Source organism: Fodinibius sp. (assembly GCF_034521915.1).
In the GTDB taxonomy this organism is placed as follows: domain Bacteria; phylum Bacteroidota; class Rhodothermia; order Balneolales; family Balneolaceae; genus Fodinibius.
In genome coordinates, this window is sequence record NZ_JAXHLU010000004.1 from 361,564 (window position 1) to 381,187 (window position 19,624).

The window sequence follows — 19,624 nt, forward strand, 5'->3', positions numbered from 1 at the left end:
AAGGTATTTTAATTCTAATGTTTCGAGTTCAAGATACCATATTGTCCGATGATATTGCCACGGCGCGCTTTGCATGCGATTTGCCGAAGTGCAAAGGGGCGTGTTGCGTGGTTGGTGATGCAGGTGCTCCTGTCGACAGTAATGAGCTCCCTCATTTAGAACAGGCTTTTGAACTCTTGAAGGATGAACTGCATCCTGAAGCCCGTAAAACGGTTGAAAAACAGGGCATTGTAGAGCAATCGAAACAGGGATTAGAATTATCGTGCCGTGATAATGAAGAATGCATTTTTGTTACCTATGAAGATGATATAGCCTATTGTGCTATTCAAAAGGCTTTTTTGGAAGGTCGCATCGAATGGGAAAAACCGATAAGTTGTCATTTATATCCCATCCGGTTGAAAAAAGTAGGCGAAAAGGAATATGCTAATTTTGAATACATCAATAAATTGTGCTCGGCGGCTTGTATAAAAGGAGAAAAAGAGAATATTTATTTATCTGAATTTTTAAAAGAACCGCTTGTCCGCCGTTATGGAAAAGATTGGTATAACGAGTTTGAAGAAAAGTGTAAGGAGATGAGAATTAAAAATAATAAGGCCGCCGTACTATGATTAAAACCGGCCAACAAATGAATCAGAAGCAGTCGCAACAGCAGCGGCTGTCTCCTCAACAGATACAGTATATTAAATTGCTGCAGCTGCCGACGGTGGCGTTGGAGCAGCGTATCAAAGAGGAGCTGGAAGAGAATCCGGTCTTAGAAGAGGGAGAACGGGAAGATTCTTTTGATGAGTTGGAGCAGCCGGAATTGGAAGAACAGCAAAAAGAGGAGGAGCTGGATCCCGTTGATCAAAATGAAGAGATTGATTGGGATGAGTTTATGCAAAATACTGATTATGACGGTGAAAATTATAGTCGAAGCTCGAGTTACTCAGGTGGTGGAGATGAAAGCTGGCGCGATTTGCCGAATCCTTACCACGAATCGTTATTGGAAGAGCTCGAACAACAGGTTAGTCTCCTCGATTTTAATGAAGAGCAAAAACTGATTGCGGATCAGATTTTAGGTTCGCTGGATCAGGATGGCTATTTTCGGCGCGAAATTGAGGCCGTGGTTGATAACATAGCCTTTAATCACGGGACGCTGACCAACGAGGAGGAAGTCGAGAAGGTACGTAAGGAAATCCAGCGATTGGATCCCCCGGGTATTGCTTCAAGGGATCTCCGCGATTGCCTGCTTGTGCAACTTGAATTGATGGATGATGAGGAAGGGCGCGATAATGCTATTAAAATGCTGCGCGATCACTGGGAGCTTTTTGAAAAAAAACACTTTAAGAAGCTAAAAAAGAAGCTCGATATCGATAATGAGGAGCTCCAAACAGCTTTTGACTGCGTTACGGGATTGGATCCCAAGCCGGGGGCCGTAGGAACTGCGGTTGATGACACTTCTAATTATATTGAGCCTGATTTTGAGGTTTATTATCAGCCGGCAGAAAAGGGAGATGTTGAGGGGGAAGAAGAGGGTGATTTTGTGATCACGCTCAATAATGGGAATGTGCCTCCGTTACGTATTTCTCCCCGTTATAAAGAGATGTGGGAAGATCTTAAAAAGAAGAAAAAATCCAACAAGCAGACCAAGGAGACGAAGAATTTTATAAAGAATAAGATAGAGTCTGCGCAGTGGTTTATTGATTCTATACGTCAGCGGCAAAATACGTTGATGAATACCATGAAAACCATAGTGGCTCTGCAGGAAGATTTCTTTAAACACGGAGAGGGATTAAAGCCAATGATCCTGAAAGATATAGCGGAGCGAGTAAATCTGGATATTTCAACTATCTCAAGAGTAGTAAATGGAAAATATGTACAGACTCATTTTGGCGTTTTTGAGCTGAAGTATTTCTTCAGTGAAGGTATCGAAACCGAAGATGGGGAAGAGGTTTCAAGTACGGAGGTCAAAAATGCTGTGCAGGATATTGTTGATAATGAAAATAAACAAAAGCCCCTCAGCGATCAGGCGATCGTTAAAAAACTCAAAGAGCGGGGATATAAAGTGGCACGTCGTACGGTTAGTAAATACCGAAAGAAGCTAAATATTCCTGTTGCTCGCCTCCGAAAACAGATTATGTGAGATTTAGAGCCAGAGTTAAGGCTTCCATCCACTGATCATATGTGAAAAACCACACGATAAGCCCGGCAATTATAATTGTGTAAGGAATAATTGTCTTAAACAGGTATTTGGTTTTAGATCTAACAAATCGACTGATATCAAGTGCTGAAAAGATGTAACTAAACAAGAATAAAAGTAGGCCAAGGGTTGTGAAAAGTGTTGCGCTTATAGATTGTGATGCTGAAAAGAATGTTATTGCCGCCGTACAAAAGATGAAGTTAAGTTGCAGTGGCCATGCTAAAACGGTTGCTATCTGTGTGAATGATTTTATCTTGTTATGGCTAAAATAGAGCCAGATTATATTTAGGAGTGACCACAGTACAATGATCAAAAACGTCCATACAAAAATTGACATTGGACTATTGCCAGCTATTGAAAGTTTGGGGAAATGATGGAAAAAAGCCTGTTGTCCCATTGGGGTTAGTAATGTAGAGAATACTGCATATGTGGATATCGATAAGAGTAGTACATTTTGCAAAATGATAATGATAGCGGGCACCGGAGAGCGAATGAGGCGCTTAAAAATATCATCAATAAAAAACTTGTGAGCGGTAAAGTATCGGAATAATGATTTGCGATATAACGGGCTGGTATTATAGTGCAGCGCCACGGTTCCCCAGGCCAACAAGAGCAAGATCATAGGCAACGTAGTGTTGCCTGGAGATGGAATATTTTCGTTGGGAAGAGGAAAAACCTGTTCCGATGTTGAGGAGATACTCTGTAAGGTTTCTTTAAATTGAGGATGCTCTTCGATCATTGTAAGCAGCCATCCCGAGTCAACAAAAATCGTGTTGTTTTTAGATTGAGTAACTGCTGTAACGAAATTTTTGAAGGGTCTTAAAAATGGTTTCATTTCAACCGAAGGGGCGTAATAGAAATAACTGCCGGTGTTTGTTGAGAAAATAGGTGGAGAATCAAAGTTTTTAGGTGTTATGGGTATCTCAACAATTGAAAATGAAACGACAGAGCTATCTGTTTGCGAAGTGGTCCTGCTTATGTGGTATAAGTCTATTTTTCTTGCCTGCTTTATTTTTTCGGCAAACGATGCAGCCGCTTTCCAGAAGTTGGGATTGTATACGCTACCGTAGTTAAATAAGCCTATTGCCTCTACCGAGGGTTGTGAAAGGTAATTGGTGGCATTGTTTTCGATGTGGGTAATGAGACTTGAGTCAGGTTGGGCGAACGTGTTGGTAACGGGAAAATTAATATTCAGGTTACCATATACCGTAAATTCCAAACTGTCTATCTGATTCCATACTTCTGATGACGGGGGGCTATGTATTTCAAGAATAGAGATACCAAGCTCGTGAAATTGCTTCAGATCTGTGTTGGCAGAGTCGGTCTCACTTGGAATATCCCACGCCACACCTAGCGTTGACTGTCCATATAGCTCTGTTTGTGAGCCCCCAAGGAGTAAAAGCGCGACGAAAAAATAACGTAAAAGAGAGTTTGTCAATGTACGGCAGAAAGAGATTTATTTGGGATCAATCGTCTTTTCGATAGGCAGCTCAGTGGTTTCCTTAAAACTACTGAGAACAACATTTGATCGGCTTTTGCTAACCCCATCCCAAGATTGGATTTTTGAAAGCAGCTGTTCGAACGAGGATGTATTTTCGGTTCGAATTTTTAGAATATGTGATCCGTCCCCGGTTATAGAATGACACTCCAGAATTTCCGGTTCCGCCACTGCATTTTCAATAAAGATAGGGTAATTATCCGACCCATCTACTTCTACAAATACGAATGCTGTTATATCAAATTTAAACTTTTTGGAATCAAGAAGGGCAGTATATCCCTTTATTAATTCTTTTTCTTCAAGTTTGCGCATCCTTTCTGACACAGAAGGGACGGACAGGTGAACAATTTCAGCCAGTGTATTACGCTGTGACCGTCCATCTTTTTGTAGATGTTTTAATATCTTGATATCAATTTCGTCTAATCCTTGAGCCATGATCTGTAATATATCCTTAATTTTCTATTAATTTTTAAAAATAACCTTAAATAATTAGGAGTTCAAGCTTTTAGAATGAGTTTGATGAAGATTTTTTTGATAATTTTAGAAAGAAGTTTTTACTGATATTTTGAGTTCAAACCTTTCATCAAACTCTCTTATCTTTAGCCAAACTGTCAACGAAATTTCAAATAAATTATCCGATGTTAGACGTCACTTTTATCAGAAATAATCCCGACTTAGTTAAGCAGGCGATGAAAAATAAGGGAGAGGAAAATCCCCAGATTGTTGATGAGGTTATCAGTGTTGATGAGCAGTGGCGTTCGCTGGTGGAGGAGACGGATAACCTGCGTAATGAGAGCAATACAAAAGCTAAGAAAATTGGTGAGCTAATGGGGCAGGGTAAAAAAGAGGAAGCCCAGGAAATTATTTCTTATACCACCAAGCTAAAGGAGCAAATCCAAGAAAAAGAAAACAAGCTGCGTTCACTGAAAACCGCTCGTGAAGATCTGTTACTTAAAATACCTAATGTCCCGCATGAATCGGTTCCGGTAGGAAAAACTGAGGAGGATAATGAGGTTTTTAAAACGTGGGGAGACCCCGACAAAGAAGACTGGCGTAAGCCGCACTGGGAACTTGTTGAGGAGCAAGGGTGGATTGATTTTGATCGTGGTGCCAAAGTTACGGGTGCGGGCTTCCCTTTTTATGTAGGTCCGCTGGCCAGGTTACAGCGTGCGCTGATTAACTACTTTTTGAATAGCGCTGCCGAGGCTGGTTATACGGAGTTACAGGTGCCTTATTTTGTAAATGAAGATTCGGCGCGTGGTACGGGACAAATCCCCGACAAAGAAGATATGATGTATGAAATTCCACGTGATGAGTTTTTTGCAATTCCAACGGCCGAGGTACCAGTAACCAATTTCCATCGCGACGAAATTTTAGAGGATGACGATCTACCGATCTATTATACCTCCTATACGCCTTGTTGGCGACGCGAGGCCGGTTCTTACGGCAAAGATGTGCGGGGACTCAATCGCCTGCACCAGTTTGACAAAGTTGAGCTGGTAAAAATTGTGCATCCCGAAAAGGCTTATGATGAGCTGGAAAGCCTGCGCCTACACGCTGAATCACTACTGGAAGAGCTGAAAATTCCGTATCGTACCCTTTTAATGTGTACCGGGGATATGGGCTTTACCCAATCTAAAAAGTATGATCTTGAGGTTTGGAGTCCTGGCCAGAAGCAATGGCTGGAGGTAAGTTCCTGTTCCAATTTTGGGAGCTTTCAGGCACGACGTATGATGATCCGTCGCCGGAAAGAAAATGGGGACACCGAAATTGTACATACGCTTAATGGATCCGGGTTGGCATTACCTCGCGTCGTGGCAGCAATTTTGGAAATCTACCAGCAAAAAGATGGCAGCATCGAAATTCCAGAAGTGTTGCAACCGTTTATGGGTACTGATGTTATAACACCAGAAAATTAATTATCCATTAAAAGAGAGAACTATGGAGCACGATATTTGGGGCAGTCGATCGCTTGCAGAAAATCAGGTAGAATATATTACCATTGGGGATCTGCACCTGTGGATAAAATACAGGAATGAAGAGGTATGGATTGCTGATGTATATAGTGATGAACTTAAACGAAAAGCCAATCCCGAACAGCCTCCAAAAAATGTGGAATGGTCGCGTTGGGCGCATAAAAATAGTTCTCCTGAAATTACTGTTTTCCCGGCTTATCCTGATAAACCGTTAGTGGTTCATTCGGAGTTTAGCCTGAAAGTAAGTCCTGAAACCCGGATACAAATATTTACGCGTATTCCTATCTGGGTTCGTATATCTCTGGCTAAAAATAATTATCAACTTATTGAATTACCTGCGGTAAAGCTTTCGCGAACTTGGTTTGGTACTTTTACTGAGGGAGAACTTTGTTATCATGCAATCACAAAGGCACGCAGAGATTTATCTCACGTTGACAAAAAGCCTTATTTAGTGAGTTGTCCAATAAAAATTGTTAATAAATCTGATGAAGAGCTTACCTTTACAAATTTTTGCCTTCGGGTAGAACGGTTAAGCATGTATCTTCATGATAACGAGCTGTGGGCCGATGAAACGGAGATTATCTATCAGGGCGAAGATCTGCACAGTGAAGTTATTATGACGGGTAAACTTCCCGAGGGAATCACTAAAAAACAGTTACTCACCAAGCCACGTAAGCAGGTACATAAGAGTTTGGCTACCCGGACATTTAAACGCTTTTTTAAAGATACAGGTCTTATTGATCGTTAAATCATTTTATACCAATGGATTTATTTAATATTTACAATTATTTGTCGGAAGAAGCAGTACACCAGATTATAAAAGTGCTGCTTATAATTGTTATAAGTATTCCGATTTTGTTGTTGTTTCGGGGATGGGCTCGCCGCTTTTTTACCAAAAAATATGCTCCTCATTATGGTATGCTGGCCGGTAAAGTCGTCTTCTACACCGGTATTATTTTGATTATTATTACCGTAATGGGACAGCTGGGCATAAGCTTGGCTCCACTGCTTGCCGGTGCAGGTATTGTAGGTGTAGCGCTTGGCTTTGCCTCACAGACTAGCGTGTCTAATATTATTAGCGGTTTGTTTTTAATTGCTGAACAACCCTTCAAAGTAGATGATATTATTGATGTTGGGGGAACTATAGGAATTGTAATGTCGATCGATGTTTTATCGGTGAAGCTTCGCACTTTCGATAATAAGTTTGTACGTATTCCCAATGAGACGATCATTAAAACCCAGGTTATTAATTTAACACGATTTCCGATCCGTCGTTTCAATGCAAAAGTATCAGTAGCTTATAAAGAAGATATCGAGAAAGTGCGGGAAATATTGATGGAGGTAGCCGAAAAAAATCAGTATTCGTTAAGTGAGCCTGAGCCCCAAATTATTTTTGAGGCATTTGGCACCTCATCTATTGATCTTGATTTTAGAATTTGGGCTCCTGTCGATGAGTGGATTTTCCTGAAGAATACTATACAAGAAGAGATTAAAAAACGGTTTGATAAAGAGGGAATTGAAATTCCATTTCCGCATGTCTCTTTTTATACCGGGGAAGCATCTAAGCCTTTACCGATTGAGTTGATTCAAAAAAAGGAATCATTATCGGTGACTAATGATCAGTAGTAAGAAGATCTGTTTTCAATAGAAGTTCGAATAGCTTTGTAAATGAAATACAGACCTGCTATTGCCAATGCTAAAATTACAGCAACTCCCCAGAAGATATAAGCAAGATAAGGGATTAAAAGTATACAGAGCATACTGATAAAAAATCGCAATGGGTTGGAATAAAAGCTGTAGGCATTGATGCCGGTAGCAAACAGTCGAAGGATTCTGTTAAACATTTTGTTTTCAATTTTTTAGGATTCTTACATCTTCCTGTACGATTCTTAAGGAATATTGATTCAATAGAAATTCAAGATAGTTTAAATAATGCCCGATTTATTGATTGGCACAAGCGGTTGGTCCTATCAAAACTGGAGCGACTTTTATCCAAAGGATGTTTCCCAAAAAGATTACCTTGAATATTACACCAAACAGTTTAACTCTGTAGAGGTCAATGCTACTTATTACAATCTTCCATCAGAAAATACGGTGAAAAAATGGAGGGAAACGGCTGACGACGATTTTTGCTTTTCAGTAAAAGGTCATCGTCGGATTACCCACTATAATAAGATGAAAGATATTGATGAGCCGCTAAATCTATTTTTAAATCGAGTTCGGTTGTTGGATGATACACTAAAAACTATTTTTTGGCAGTTTCCTCCGAATTTTAAAAAGAATGCACAACGGCTCAAAAGCTTTTTGAAAAAGCTTCCCGATGATCAGCAGTTTGCTTTTGAATTCAGGCATATTTCGTGGTTAGACGAAGAGGTGTATGATATGCTGTCAGATAAAAATGCAGCCATTGTCTGGCAGAGTTCAGGAGAATTTCCCAATGACTGTACGCCCACTACAGATTTTATCTATATCCGATTTCACGGACTCACGGGATACCGGTATTCTTACAAAAAATCGGACTTGGAGCCATGGGCAAAAATTATACAAGACAACCTGAATGAGGATCGTGATGCACAGATCTACTTTAACAATCCGGGAGGTAATGCTGCGGAGAGCGCCCAAATGATGCGAAAATTACTCAGCTGATCTTATTACTTAGTTCTTTGTTGGGATAATAAGTTATAATGCTACTGCAAACATCTCCTGCTCTTTGAATTTCATAAGCAGATTGATAATCGGGTCCATCTCAGACTCTTTCATGATTTCGGCGCGGATTTGTCGACTATTGTGAATGCCTTTTAAATACTGACCGTAATGTTTTTTCATGATGATAACTCCGTACCGCTCTCCGTGATGATCAACCGATCGTCGCAATTGTTCGGCACATAGGTCAATGCGATCTTCGATCGTGGGTTCCGGTAGTAATTCGCCGGTATCGATAAAGTGGCGCGTACGTTCAAAAATCCATGGATTACCGATGGCACCGCGTCCGATCATTATGCCGTCAACGCCGGTTTCGTCGAACATACGTTTTGCATCTTCGGGGGATGTAACATCACCATTGCCGATAATAGGAATCTCCAAACCTGGTGTTTCCTTAACGTATTTTAGATAATCCCAGCGTGCATCACCCTTATATTTTTGGGCACGTGTACGGGCATGTATGGCCAGAGCTTTAATACCAACAGATTGCAGACGAAGTGCAACTTCACGAATTTTAATTGATTGATCATCCCAGCCGAGACGCGTTTTGGCGGTAACCGGAATATTGTCAACAGCATCAACAACGCTGGCGGCCATGCGTTCCATCATATCAAGATCGCGCAGGCATCCGGCACCGGCACCTTTTTTAGCAATTTTATAAACCGGGCATCCAAAATTGATATCTATAATATCGGGGTTATTACTCTCAGCTGTTTTGGCAGCATCTTCCATTGCTTCCTCGCGTCCGCCAAAAATCTGCACGCCAAAGGGACGCTGTTCCTCGGTAAAATCCATTTTGTGCAGGGCTTGGTCGTTATCACGAACAATGGCCTCTGAACTTATAAATTCGGTATATACGACAGCGGCTCCTTTGCGACGGCAGATAGTACGAAATGGAGAGTCCGTCACATCTTCCATAGGTGCCAGAAGAACAGGTTTATGGCCGAGATCAAGGTCGTCTATTTTCATAAAAAATTGCTATTTTAATTCCTTTAAAATGACTATTAAAGATATTGATTTTTTATCAAACATCGATAGGTCACATTTTCGAGGTTTTGAAACATATTGCTTACTATGTTGACTAGTCATTTCAAATTGAATCACTTATATTAATTATCCTATAAATCGAAATAATTTTAGTTTAAACCCGGGAGCTACGCTATGGCTTTAGCAAAAAAAAGTATTGAAGAGTTACTTGGAGATGAAGCAGAAGATCTGCTGACACACAAGTGTGAAACCATTTCAAAAGATAAATTGCATTTACCCAGCCCAACATATGTTGATGATATGCTGGGTGGATCTGATCGAAATCCGCGTGTATTGCGAAGTTTGCAAACGTTATTAGATAATGGTCGATTAGGGGGGACAGGATATCTTTCTATTTTACCTGTTGATCAGGGTGTTGAGCATTCGGGCGGAGCTTCGTTTGCACCTAATCCTGATTATTTTGATCCGGAAAAAATTGTTCAACTTGCTATTGAAGGCGGATGCAATGGCGTAGCATCTACATTTGGAGTGTTGGGATCTGTAGCGCGCAAATATGCTCACAAGATTCCTTTTATCGTTAAGATTAATCATAACGAACTGATGACCTATCCCAATGAATATAACCAGATTATGTTTGGGTCGGTAGAGCGTGCTTTTGATATGGGTGCTGTTGCTGTTGGAGCAACTATCTATTTCGGATCTCAAGAATCGAGCCGCCAAATTCAAGAAGTGTCCAAGGCTTTTGAACGGGCGCACGAGCTGGGAATGGCTACTATTCTGTGGTGTTACACCCGAAACTCGGCATTTAAGGTAGATGGTGAAGATTATCATGCTGCCGCTGATCTTACCGGTCAGGCTAACCACTTGGGTGTGACAATTCAGGCGGATATCATCAAACAGAAACAGCCAACCACTAACGGAGGATACAAGGCGCTTAATATGGGCGATTCTTCGTACGGTAAGTTGGATGAAGATATTTATGATAAACTCTCCAGTGATCATCCTATCGATTTAACGCGCTATCAGGTAGCTAATGACTATATGGGGCGTGCGGGATTGATTAACTCTGGTGGTTCTTCCGGGGAGAATGATTTTGCACAGGCAGTCCGTACTGCTGTAATTAATAAACGTGCCGGTGGCATGGGATTAATCAGTGGGCGCAAGGCATTTCAGCGTCCTATGGATGAAGGCATCCAATTACTGAACTTTATCCAGGATGTTTACCTCGATGACGATATTACGGTAGCATAAAGAATCCCCCTACTTTTCAGGCCTTATGGAGTTTTCCATAAGGCCTTTTTTATGAAGTAAAAACAGTTTAACTACGTTTTATGGTATAGCTCCCTTATTTTTGTTTGATTTATATTACATCCCAGAAGTAAAAATAATAGATACTTAATTCTACTGTAGAACTACTTTCTTTGTCTAATAAAGAAGAGCAAATACAAGAGGACCCCAAGCGGTATTTTCCCAAAAAATATCTCTTTATTTCTATTGGGCTTAGTGTAGCGACAATGGCATTTGTCATTTGGCTTACCTATACACCCGGGGTTTTGACTCATCTTAAGGCGAAGCGGCTTCCCGGTATTATTATTGCAATCGTGGTTTCTTTTATGCGGTTGGGATTTTCAGCTGCAAAGATTAGATATTTGTCTGAAAAGGCACTCGATTGGATGGCATCATTCAGGGTAATGCTGAGCTGGGATTTTATCTCCTCAATTACGCCATCGGTTGTGGGCGGAGCTCCCATGGCTACTTACGCATTGACTAAGGAGGGATTTAATTTCGGACAATCTTCGGCCATCATGCTTTATAGCCTGCTTCTTGATCAGCTTTGGTTTGCAATGGCTGTACCTATTTTGCTGGTGTCGGGTATTTTCTTTGAGGTCGTGCCGAACAATACGGGATTTATTGGCCATGCTTCCATGATGTTACTCTATATTGGCTTGTTAAGTTATGCCGGTTTGATGGCTTATGGAGTGCTCAAAAATCCCAATGCGATTCGAAAAGTCGTAAACTGGTTATTTAAACTTCCATTTTTACGCAAGTGGAAAGATACCATTGCAGGCGAAGTTGATAACTTGGTTGAATATGCCCATGAACTCCGCAAAAAACCGAATAGTTTTCTGTTTAAAGCATTTTTTCTGTCCACAATGTCGTGGCTGTGTAGAATTGCACTGCCGACTATTGTAGTGCTGAGTTTGCTGCCTGCTGATGTTATTTTATCGGTGTTACGAAGCCTGGCAATGAATCTGGCATTTCTGATTATGCCGACTCCCGGTGGCAGTGGGGGCGTTGAGGGGTTGTTTGCGATTTTCCAGGGTCCGCTTATGGATCGAAAAGCTTTTATAGGCTTAGCCGTTTTTGCCTGGCGGGTTATCAGTTATTACATAAGTATCGGATTGGGAATGATGGCAACGACTTGGTATATCAACCGTTCTATGGTAGATACGCTAAGTGATGAGGCGGCGAAAGAAAAGATTGAGAGTGATTTACCATCATAAAACAAATTAACACATATGCCTAAAGATCGATTACAGTATGTTTGTGGAGATTGTGGACACACTTCTACCAAATGGTTGGGGAACTGTCCCAATTGTGGTGCTTGGCATACGTTTAAGGAGTTTAAAGTAGAGCGCAAAACGAAATCCGAGAAAGAACATAAGGGCAAGGTGGAAGGACTTGAAGATTCGCAACCTCCGCAAAAGCTCGACGATATTGATATGGATTCCCAGGAGCGGTTTCTGAGTAATATTCAGGAATTTGATCGCGTACTGGGCGGGGGCTTTGTTACCGGTTCTTTTGTATTGATTGGTGGTGATCCCGGGATTGGCAAAAGCACGCTTACACTACAGATTGGTAAAGCACGTCCCGATTTAGAAATACTCTACTGTGCAGGAGAAGAATCTGCGGGACAAATCAAACAGCGCGCAAAGCGGTTGGGTGTAGAGTCGGATAATTTCTATATCTATACCGAGACCGATATTAATAAGGTACTCAAAGAAGCACAAAAATTAGATCCGGATTTGTTGATCGTGGATTCAATTCAGACGGTATACCGTACCGAGCTGACGAGCATGGCCGGAAGTATACAACAGGTTAAGGAGTGTGCAGCGTTATTGCAGCAGCTGGCTAAAAAGCAGGATATTACTACATTGGTGATTGGTCACGTAACGAAAGAGGGAACTATTGCCGGTCCGCGCGTGCTGGAACATATGGTGGATACCGTGTTGCAATTCGAAGGCGACAGCAATTACAACTATCGGATGTTGCGTAGTATAAAAAACCGATTTGGACCGGCGCAGGAAGTGGGCGTTTTTGAGATGAAGGAATCGGGTCTGGAAGATGTGCTAAATCCATCTCAGCTGTTTCTTTCGGAGTATAACAGCAAGGTGAGTGGCAATGCCGTAATTTGCTCTATTGAGGGTTCTCGTCCGCTTTTGGTTGAAGTGCAGGCATTGGTAACACCCAGCAACTATGGAACGCCACAACGTACGGCTACAGGCTTTGATCATCGCCGCTTATCCTTATTGCTTGCCGTTTTGGAAAAACGTGGAGGATATCAGTTCTCAGGGCAGGATGTTTATCTGAATATAGCGGGTGGATTAAAGATAAATGACCCGGCTGCTGATCTAGGTGTAACTATGGCTCTGGTATCCAGTTTTCTGGATAAACCGATTTCCAATAAAGTGGCGTTTTTGGGAGAGGTTGGGTTAGGAGGAGAAGTGCGTACAGTCAATAAAATTGATCACCGGTTAACGGAAATCAATAAGCTCGGCTTTAAAAAAGCTATAATACCTCAATCAAATACCATTGAGCAAGATATAGATCTGAAAATAAACGGGGTAGGCAATATTTCTCAAGCGATAAAAAAAGCCCTTCAGTCATAACTAAAGAGCTTTTAAAAATCGCATAAAAAGTTCTTAATACTTGTTACGCTCTCGTCTGCGTTGTTCACGGATGCTCTTCTTCAGTGCCTCGCGACGTTCTTTCGAAGGCTTGGTATACTGTTGATTATCTTTGTATTCGTTGAGAATTCGTGAACGTGCAACTAGTTTTTTGAACCGGTTAACCGCTCGATCAATGCTTTCGTTATCTTTTACTTTAACTCCAACCATATATTGTATATTGTTTTACTTTCAATTCTCGGACGCGAAATATAAGGATTCTTTTATAAAGGTACATATTTATAACAAAGAAAAAGTGCTTGCCATTTCTAATAAATCTTAAACTGGATGCCGAATCCAAATTCAAAACCTGAGCCGTACCATTTTTGATTATCTGTGGCATGAACTCTATAAGGACTTCCATCAGGATACCGCTCTAAAATTTCTTCTATTGTGGTGATATCACTTCGCACTAATCGATATCCCCCTTGCAGGGTAAGTGAGATAGATTTTGCTAAAGGCCATTCTATTTCAAGATAAGGTTTAAATGTATCCGGAAATTGATCTTCAATCTTTCCGCCCACAACATCGCTTTCTCTTCTGTAGTCATTAACCGCAAACCGACTTATGTTAATACCACTTTTAAGCCTAAATATATCATTGTTAATAACGGCATAAAAGATTCCGGCACCATATAAAAAATCTACGGCAGAATGGAATCCCCGGAAAAGTTGAAAGTTCACGCCAAAGCGAGATTGTTCAAAATCTGAAATAGAAATAATGATGCCTTGTGATTGTGTACCTGTATGTTCGATGCTGTTGACCTGAAAAGCAGGTATAACATTTGCCTGAATCCCCGCCCAAAGGTTTGGTACTTTGTTCCCCTGAGCCAAAGCTGATGTTGTCGAAACTGAAAGTATGAATAAAATTACAATGCAGAACTGTTTCATCCCTAAAAGTTTAATAGTACATTAAAAGTTAACGTGCCTCCTGAGTGTTCCTGTGTGAAGTTATATCGAAGCCGATATTGTGGTTTGACAGTAATAGAAAACGATTTACTCACGCTAAATTTAGTATCCAATCCCAGTTGCGGACCGGCTACAAAGCCGTCAAATCCCTGCCGTAGATTCCCAGACGAAATTGGTGGTTGGTAATCGCCGATTCCTGCTAATGCCCCGATATTTGGCATAAATGTAATATTATCAGAAATAGATAGCGATTTATAAATTGATGATACACCAAGTATGGAGGTTAGAGAGGGATTAGTTAAACCCTGATAATTTTCAAGGTTTACATTAAAGCTATGATAAATAGATAGCTCATTTCGGAGTAACAAGTTATTATCCCAGTGATTGATTTGCCCGGCTGTTATACCAAGGTTCAGAATTGATAACCTTGAATTATTTGAACTACTATATTTTAATTCGGAAAATAAGAATTCACTGTGCAGGCTTACATCATATCGGTTGTTGAATCGATACCCAACAGCCGGACCGATAAGTTGGGTATCTTCAAAAATCCCACCTTGCAGATAAAATGATTCTATGACTGGAGTAAAAAAGCCAGGCTCATCGTCATAGACGGTTTGAGCGTGAGTAGGAGTAATTAAAGTCGTGAAAATTATAAAAACTAATGCTAATATAAGCGGGACTGTTTTGTAAGGTTGCATAATGTGGTGTTAGGGAGTTAGTAGCGTCTGATGATCAATAGATTAATTAATCAATATTATAATAAAATTAAGGGGGGCGAAAATCTAATCCAATACTATTGGATTCTTAATAAACTCCTCTGGAATTTCATCCTGATTGACTCCCAGCCCAAATAGTGCATAATCGTATTTAGCGGGATCTTGGGGGTCCAGCAGCCGAAGTGCTTTGGTGAGTTCCTGCACCGCCCACCAGTCGTTATACGTTCGGGAAAGAAGACCTAGTGCTCGCGCCTGCCGTGCGACATGTACATCGAGGGGAATCATTAATTCTGATTGCGGTAAAAAGTCCATTAATCCCAGGTCGACAGGACTATCATCTCGCACAGCCCACCGTAAAAAAAGATAGAGTCGCTTGCAGGAACTTTTTTTATCGGCATTGGATACGTGTTTGCGCGTACGCTGCGGAGCTTCTGGATGTTGGGCAAAAAACTGCTCGTGAAATACCGACATCAGCGGACGGTTACTTTTATCAGCTTTTTGATAACAGTACGTCCAGAAATCCTCAAAAGAATTATAATCCTGTAGAATATTCTGCAAAATTTTTACCAGCCACTTCATATCCATAGGTTTAAAAGTGCGGTGTTTGAATCCCTCGAAACGTTTGGCATCGCGATCAGAAAAATTGGCAATAAAATCGGCGGGACGATTATCCATACGGTCCAGAAAATCGCGCACTTTTCTAATGACCACATCACGGCGTCCCCACGCCATCGTGGCTGCAAAAAATCCGGCTAAAAGCTGGTCCTCTTTTTGATTGAAGGCGTGCATAAATAAAATAGGGTCATCATCGATATAGTCGGGCTGTTCAATCTTTTTTACCCATTGATCCAAGAAGGGTTTTAGCTCTTTGATCTCGTCGGGTGATCGCTTTTGAAGTTTCGGTGGCATAAAATTTATCGTTGAAGTTAGTGTCATACTGAACCCCAATGTGTCGGAACAGGTTTGGTTTAAGCATCTGAAACAATAAATAACAGATCCTGAAATGAATTCAGGATGACATCCTGCTTATATCTTCAGTTCCTGCTGACCTTTATCTAAATTCATCAGCTTTTCGGTAAGCTTTCGATTGGCTTTTGGAAATGGATAGTCTTCAAGCTCATTAATAGCAATCCAGCGGATTTCCTGGCTTGATTTTGGTTTGGGTATTCCATCCACCAACGTACATAAATATGCGTGCAGAGTAATTTTAAAATGAGAATACGCATGATTGAGCTTCATAAACGGTTTCGAAATTGAAATGTCAATATCCAGCTCCTCTTTAAGCTCCCGACTCACGGTATCTTCCATATCCTCGCCTTCTTCCTGTTTGCCGCCTGGAAATTCCCACATGCCGCCCAACATGGCGTCATCAGGGCGCAGGGCTATGAGAACTTCTCCATCCTTATTCGTGACGATACCTACGCCAATGTGATGGTGTGGTCGTTTTTTTGCGGATGACTTATAAGGAATTTCTTCAGTTTTGGCTGTTTTATAGGCTACGCAATTTGCTTGTATGGGACACTCCTCACAATCGGGATTAGAGGGCGTGCAAATCGTAGCGCCGAGCTCCATAAGGGCCTGGTTATAATCGCCGGGGCGTTCATCAGAAATCAATTCATCAGCGGCATCCTGTATAGCATTTTTTGTGGATGAACTGCGCACATCATCTTCAATTCCAAGATAGCGGCTGAGCACGCGAATCACATTCCCATCTACTACAGCATGCTTTTTTTGAAAAGCAATGCTCAGCACAGCTGCCGCGGTATAAGGTCCCACCCCTTTAAGTTTGGTTATCTCATCCCAGGTTTCGGGAACATTACCATCGAACTCGTCTACAACAAGCTTTGCCGCAGCATGAAGGTGTCGAGCACGGCTGTAATAACCGAGTCCCTCCCACACTTTAAGGACTTCTTGTTGGTCAGCTTTGGCCAGATCGTAAACTGTGGGGAAATGCTCCATAAACCGATTGAAATAGGGAGTGGCCTGATCCACACGGGTCTGCTGCAGCATAATCTCTGAGACCCATATTTTATAGGGATTATCACAGTCGCGCCAAGGCATCTCACGTTTATTTAGATCGTACCAATCCAATATCCGACTTTGAAATGTACCCGTATCCAATGGTTGCTACTTTCTAAAAGTTAAAATGATCTGCGTTAATTGTCGGCTTATTCGTTGCGGGGATTCTCAATAACATTAATGGTGATGTCAATCGATTTTGCAGCCCCATATTGATCAGTTGCAATTACCCTGAATTCATTCTTACCTATTTGGCGCGGAGTAGGGGTCCACGTGAATTCTCCTGTTTTTTCGTCAATAGAAGCACCTTCGGGCAAGTCTACGCCCAGATATCGAATCAGCTCTTTGTCGCTCCCGTCAGGATCGGTTGCTTTAATGGGTAACGAAAACTCCTCGTTGATGGGGATACTTATCGTTCGTATAGGTGCAAACCGGGGTGGCGAATTAAAGGATGTGACTTCAATATTAATGCTGCTACTATCCGTTTTACCGCTGTTGGTTGACGCGATTATTTTAATGCGATGATTTCCAACATCATCGGCCGTAGGTTGCCAGAAAAAACTCTGTCCCCGTATTTCGGCATGTGTTATGTTATCAGACTGATAAGAAATCTGCACTGCATTTGCAGGAATATTTTGCTCAAATCTAATGGGAAATAACAACGATTTTGTATGTGGAACTACCTGATCGGAAATATCTTTCAAAGCAATTTCACCGGAGTACGTTTTACTTAACTCTGTACTTACATCATCGTCAGAACCACCGGGAACGGATGTTATTGTTCGGCTAAGCTTATCATATTCAGAAACCCATAGGTCACCGTTTGTCACTGTAAAGTTATTCCCGGCGTCTTTGTCTTCTTTCCATAAGTCAGGGCTTCTATTTTGATAGGAGGTCCAAACTCTGTTTGAGCTGCCCTGAATAATGAGCCAGTTTTTCCAGGATTCTATCTTAACCACAGGTTCGTCGATACTGCCAAGTTGTGATGTGTTGCCGGAGCTGTCGAGTTCGTATATAGTACCATTAGGACCTGAACCGTAAACAGTGTTATCGATCAAAAATATTTTACTGATATCTTCGGATAACTCCAGCTCTTTTGCCAGCGTTAGTTGCTCATCTTCATAATCAAAATGATAGAGTTTTTGGCTGGATGAAAGCGCAAAAAGCTGATCGTTCGAGGCTTCGAGATCAACAATATTTTCTCGACTCAAGCGGGAACGTTCTACATAATCCATGGTGGAATCAACTGCAGCAGGCGTACGTAGCGAAAGTTTTCCGAGTCCTTTATCACCGAGCGCCACATATAGATTATTGCCGATCCTTTTAGCGTCTCGGGGATTGGCAGGCAATAGAGTGGAGGAATAGACTCCCAATACCGAAGTGGGTTCCAGAACAGTTAGCCGCCGGCTGTCGCCCCAAAGGTAAGCAAATCGAATATCAGCCGTCATCGTATTTCCCCGCTGCTCCATGCCGGTTGATGAATAGAGCCACTGCAGGGTATCTTGCTGAGTGCGAAATACAGCCATCCCTTCACTGTCAGACAAAACATAAACATGGGCAGCTGAACTGCCTACTGTTATGGTTGATGGAATTTCTAATACATAAGAGAAATCTTTTTGCAGGGTAGGTTGGGCCTGAACATTGATTGCAATACAGAAGAGTAAGCCGACAAAAAAAGTGAATAGTTTGTTATTCATAAATTTATAGCCAGTGATGTTTTTGATACCAGTGGATGGTACGCGAAATCCCTTCACCCAACGAGTATTGCGGGGTATAGCCAAGTTCACGGTGTGCTTTTTCATGGGAGCACGTCCATTCCAAAATTAATTCTTTTGCTTTTTCCCTGTTAAGAACGGGATAAACTCCAAAAAATGATGCAGCTTTTTCTACCGTGCCCGCGATGGTTTTTACAAGCTTGGGCTTAACGTAAATGGGTAACGTTTTTTTACCTAACACTTTAGAAGTAGTTCCGCGAATTTGATTCCAGGTGTAGATTTCCGGCCCGGATATAAAATAGGTATGAACTCCTTTGTCGGTTTGACCCACTGCTTTTAAAATCCCATTAATTACATCACCCACATAAATCATCGAAATTTTGGGATGCTCACCATCGCCAATAATGGGACAGATCCGTTTATTGACCATCTTAAAGAAGCTGTAGATTTGATCTTCGCGCGGACCATAAACAGCGGGCGGACGCAAAACAGTAATAGAGGTATTTCCATTTGATACCTCGTGTATAACTTTCTCCATTTCTTTTTTAGATTTCCCATAATTACTAATGGGATTCATCGGCTGGTCTTCGGTAACAGGACCGTCTTCGCTGGGGCCGGCTGCAGCCAACGATGATAGTACTACCATTTTGGGAACGCCTTCTTTTTGTGCAATACGGAGAAGGTTTTCAGTGGCATCCACATTAGCATGCCTCAGCTCCTCATAAGTGGGGGCTTTCACACGTCCGGCAATATGAAAAATCACATCTACATCTTTGAGGGCTTTTTTAAGCACAGGCAGGTCATCAAGATCACCGTGGACACGAGTAAAATCCTTGTTCTTAAGCCATTTTTCATTGTTGCGAATGAGACAACGTACCTCAGAATAGTCGTCAGAATCTATTAACGTATCGGCCAGATGACTTCCAATAAAACCTGTGCCGCCGGTTACGAAGGCTTTCATCAAATTTTGTAT

The 19,624-nt window shown here is 41.5% G+C and carries 19 protein-coding genes; 9 read left to right on the forward strand and 10 right to left on the reverse strand.

Annotated elements, in window-relative coordinates; all coding sequences use genetic code 11:
* The first annotated feature begins 17 nt into the window (after positions 1-17).
* Positions 18-608 (forward strand): DUF3109 family protein, encoded by a 591-nt coding sequence (locus tag U5J89_RS04255; RefSeq protein ID WP_322574366.1) that lies wholly within the window; start codon positions 18-20, stop codon positions 606-608.
* Positions 605-2,122, forward strand: coding sequence for an RNA polymerase factor sigma-54 (gene rpoN / locus U5J89_RS04260; RefSeq protein ID WP_322574367.1), 1,518 nt, complete (start codon positions 605-607; stop codon positions 2,120-2,122). The genes U5J89_RS04255 and rpoN overlap by 4 nt, the downstream gene beginning before the upstream one ends.
* Here the strand turns inward: rpoN and U5J89_RS04265 are convergent.
* Positions 2,115-3,527: a hypothetical protein gene (locus U5J89_RS04265; protein WP_322574368.1), complete on the reverse strand. Its 1,413-nt coding sequence runs from the start codon at positions 3,525-3,527 to the stop codon at positions 2,115-2,117. The two genes, rpoN and U5J89_RS04265, sit on opposite strands and share 8 nt — an antisense overlap.
* A gap of 108 nt (positions 3,528-3,635) precedes the next feature.
* The gene (locus U5J89_RS04270) at positions 3,636-4,112 is read right to left on the reverse strand and encodes an Lrp/AsnC family transcriptional regulator (RefSeq protein WP_322574369.1); all 477 of its coding nucleotides are present in this window, start codon (positions 4,110-4,112) and stop codon (positions 3,636-3,638) included.
* Between the two features lie 203 nt (positions 4,113-4,315).
* Here U5J89_RS04270 and serS point away from each other — a divergent pair, with 203 nt between their 5' ends.
* The 4 genes from serS (at position 4,316) to U5J89_RS04290 (ending at position 8,299) form a co-directional block, all read left to right on the forward strand.
* Positions 4,316-5,596 carry a serine--tRNA ligase gene (serS, locus tag U5J89_RS04275; RefSeq protein WP_322574370.1) on the forward strand — a complete coding sequence of 427 codons (1,281 nt, stop codon included), beginning with the start codon at positions 4,316-4,318 and terminating at the stop codon, positions 5,594-5,596.
* 22 nt (positions 5,597-5,618) lie between these two features.
* Entirely contained in the window at positions 5,619-6,401 is a 783-nt protein-coding gene (locus U5J89_RS04280; RefSeq protein WP_322574371.1) for a DUF432 domain-containing protein, read from the forward strand.
* Positions 6,402-6,415: 14 nt separating this feature from the next.
* On the forward strand, positions 6,416-7,279 hold the full coding sequence (locus U5J89_RS04285; RefSeq protein ID WP_322574372.1) for a mechanosensitive ion channel family protein: 864 nt from the start codon (positions 6,416-6,418) through the stop codon (positions 7,277-7,279).
* 306 nt (positions 7,280-7,585) lie between these two features.
* On the forward strand, positions 7,586-8,299 hold the full coding sequence (locus tag U5J89_RS04290) for a DUF72 domain-containing protein (RefSeq protein WP_322574373.1): 714 nt from the start codon (positions 7,586-7,588) through the stop codon (positions 8,297-8,299).
* Between the two features lie 33 nt (positions 8,300-8,332).
* On the opposite strand, the gene dusB is transcribed toward U5J89_RS04290, so the two are convergent.
* A complete protein-coding gene (gene dusB, locus U5J89_RS04295; RefSeq protein WP_322574374.1) occupies positions 8,333-9,325 on the reverse strand; it encodes a tRNA dihydrouridine synthase DusB in 993 nt (330 codons plus the stop codon).
* A gap of 192 nt (positions 9,326-9,517) precedes the next feature.
* Here dusB and U5J89_RS04300 point away from each other — a divergent pair, with 192 nt between their 5' ends.
* From U5J89_RS04300 to radA, 3 genes are all read left to right on the forward strand, one after another.
* Positions 9,518-10,594: a class I fructose-bisphosphate aldolase gene (locus tag U5J89_RS04300; protein WP_322574375.1), complete on the forward strand. Its 1,077-nt coding sequence runs from the start codon at positions 9,518-9,520 to the stop codon at positions 10,592-10,594.
* A gap of 170 nt (positions 10,595-10,764) precedes the next feature.
* Positions 10,765-11,847, forward strand: a complete 1,083-nt coding sequence (locus U5J89_RS04305) for a lysylphosphatidylglycerol synthase transmembrane domain-containing protein (RefSeq protein WP_322574376.1) — start codon at positions 10,765-10,767, stop codon at positions 11,845-11,847.
* A 15-nt stretch (positions 11,848-11,862) separates the two neighbouring features.
* Positions 11,863-13,233 (forward strand): DNA repair protein RadA, encoded by a 1,371-nt coding sequence (gene radA / locus U5J89_RS04310; protein WP_322574377.1) that lies wholly within the window; start codon positions 11,863-11,865, stop codon positions 13,231-13,233.
* Between the two features lie 33 nt (positions 13,234-13,266).
* Here the strand turns inward: radA and rpsU are convergent, their stop codons facing one another.
* The 7 genes from rpsU to U5J89_RS04345 all read right to left on the reverse strand — a co-directional run bounded on the left by rpsU (position 13,267) and on the right by U5J89_RS04345 (position 19,612).
* A complete protein-coding gene (rpsU, locus tag U5J89_RS04315) occupies positions 13,267-13,461 on the reverse strand; it encodes a 30S ribosomal protein S21 (RefSeq protein WP_322574378.1) in 195 nt (64 codons plus the stop codon).
* A gap of 98 nt (positions 13,462-13,559) precedes the next feature.
* Positions 13,560-14,180: a hypothetical protein gene (locus U5J89_RS04320; RefSeq protein WP_322574379.1), complete on the reverse strand. Its 621-nt coding sequence runs from the start codon at positions 14,178-14,180 to the stop codon at positions 13,560-13,562.
* 2 nt (positions 14,181-14,182) lie between these two features.
* Entirely contained in the window at positions 14,183-14,899 is a 717-nt protein-coding gene (locus U5J89_RS04325; RefSeq protein ID WP_322574380.1) for a hypothetical protein, read from the reverse strand.
* An 84-nt stretch (positions 14,900-14,983) separates the two neighbouring features.
* Entirely contained in the window at positions 14,984-15,826 is an 843-nt protein-coding gene (locus tag U5J89_RS04330; RefSeq protein WP_322574381.1) for a TIGR02757 family protein, read from the reverse strand.
* Between the two features lie 117 nt (positions 15,827-15,943).
* The gene (gene mutY, locus U5J89_RS04335; RefSeq protein ID WP_322574382.1) at positions 15,944-17,038 is read right to left on the reverse strand and encodes an A/G-specific adenine glycosylase; all 1,095 of its coding nucleotides are present in this window, start codon (positions 17,036-17,038) and stop codon (positions 15,944-15,946) included.
* Positions 17,039-17,085: 47 nt separating this feature from the next.
* On the reverse strand, positions 17,086-18,738 hold the full coding sequence (locus tag U5J89_RS04340) for an Ig domain-containing protein (protein WP_322574383.1): 1,653 nt from the start codon (positions 18,736-18,738) through the stop codon (positions 17,086-17,088).
* Positions 18,638-19,612 carry an NAD(P)-dependent oxidoreductase gene (locus tag U5J89_RS04345; protein WP_322574384.1) on the reverse strand — a complete coding sequence of 325 codons (975 nt, stop codon included), beginning with the start codon at positions 19,610-19,612 and terminating at the stop codon, positions 18,638-18,640. Before U5J89_RS04345 ends, U5J89_RS04340 begins: the two co-directional genes overlap by 101 nt.
* Positions 19,613-19,624: the final 12 nt, after the last annotated feature.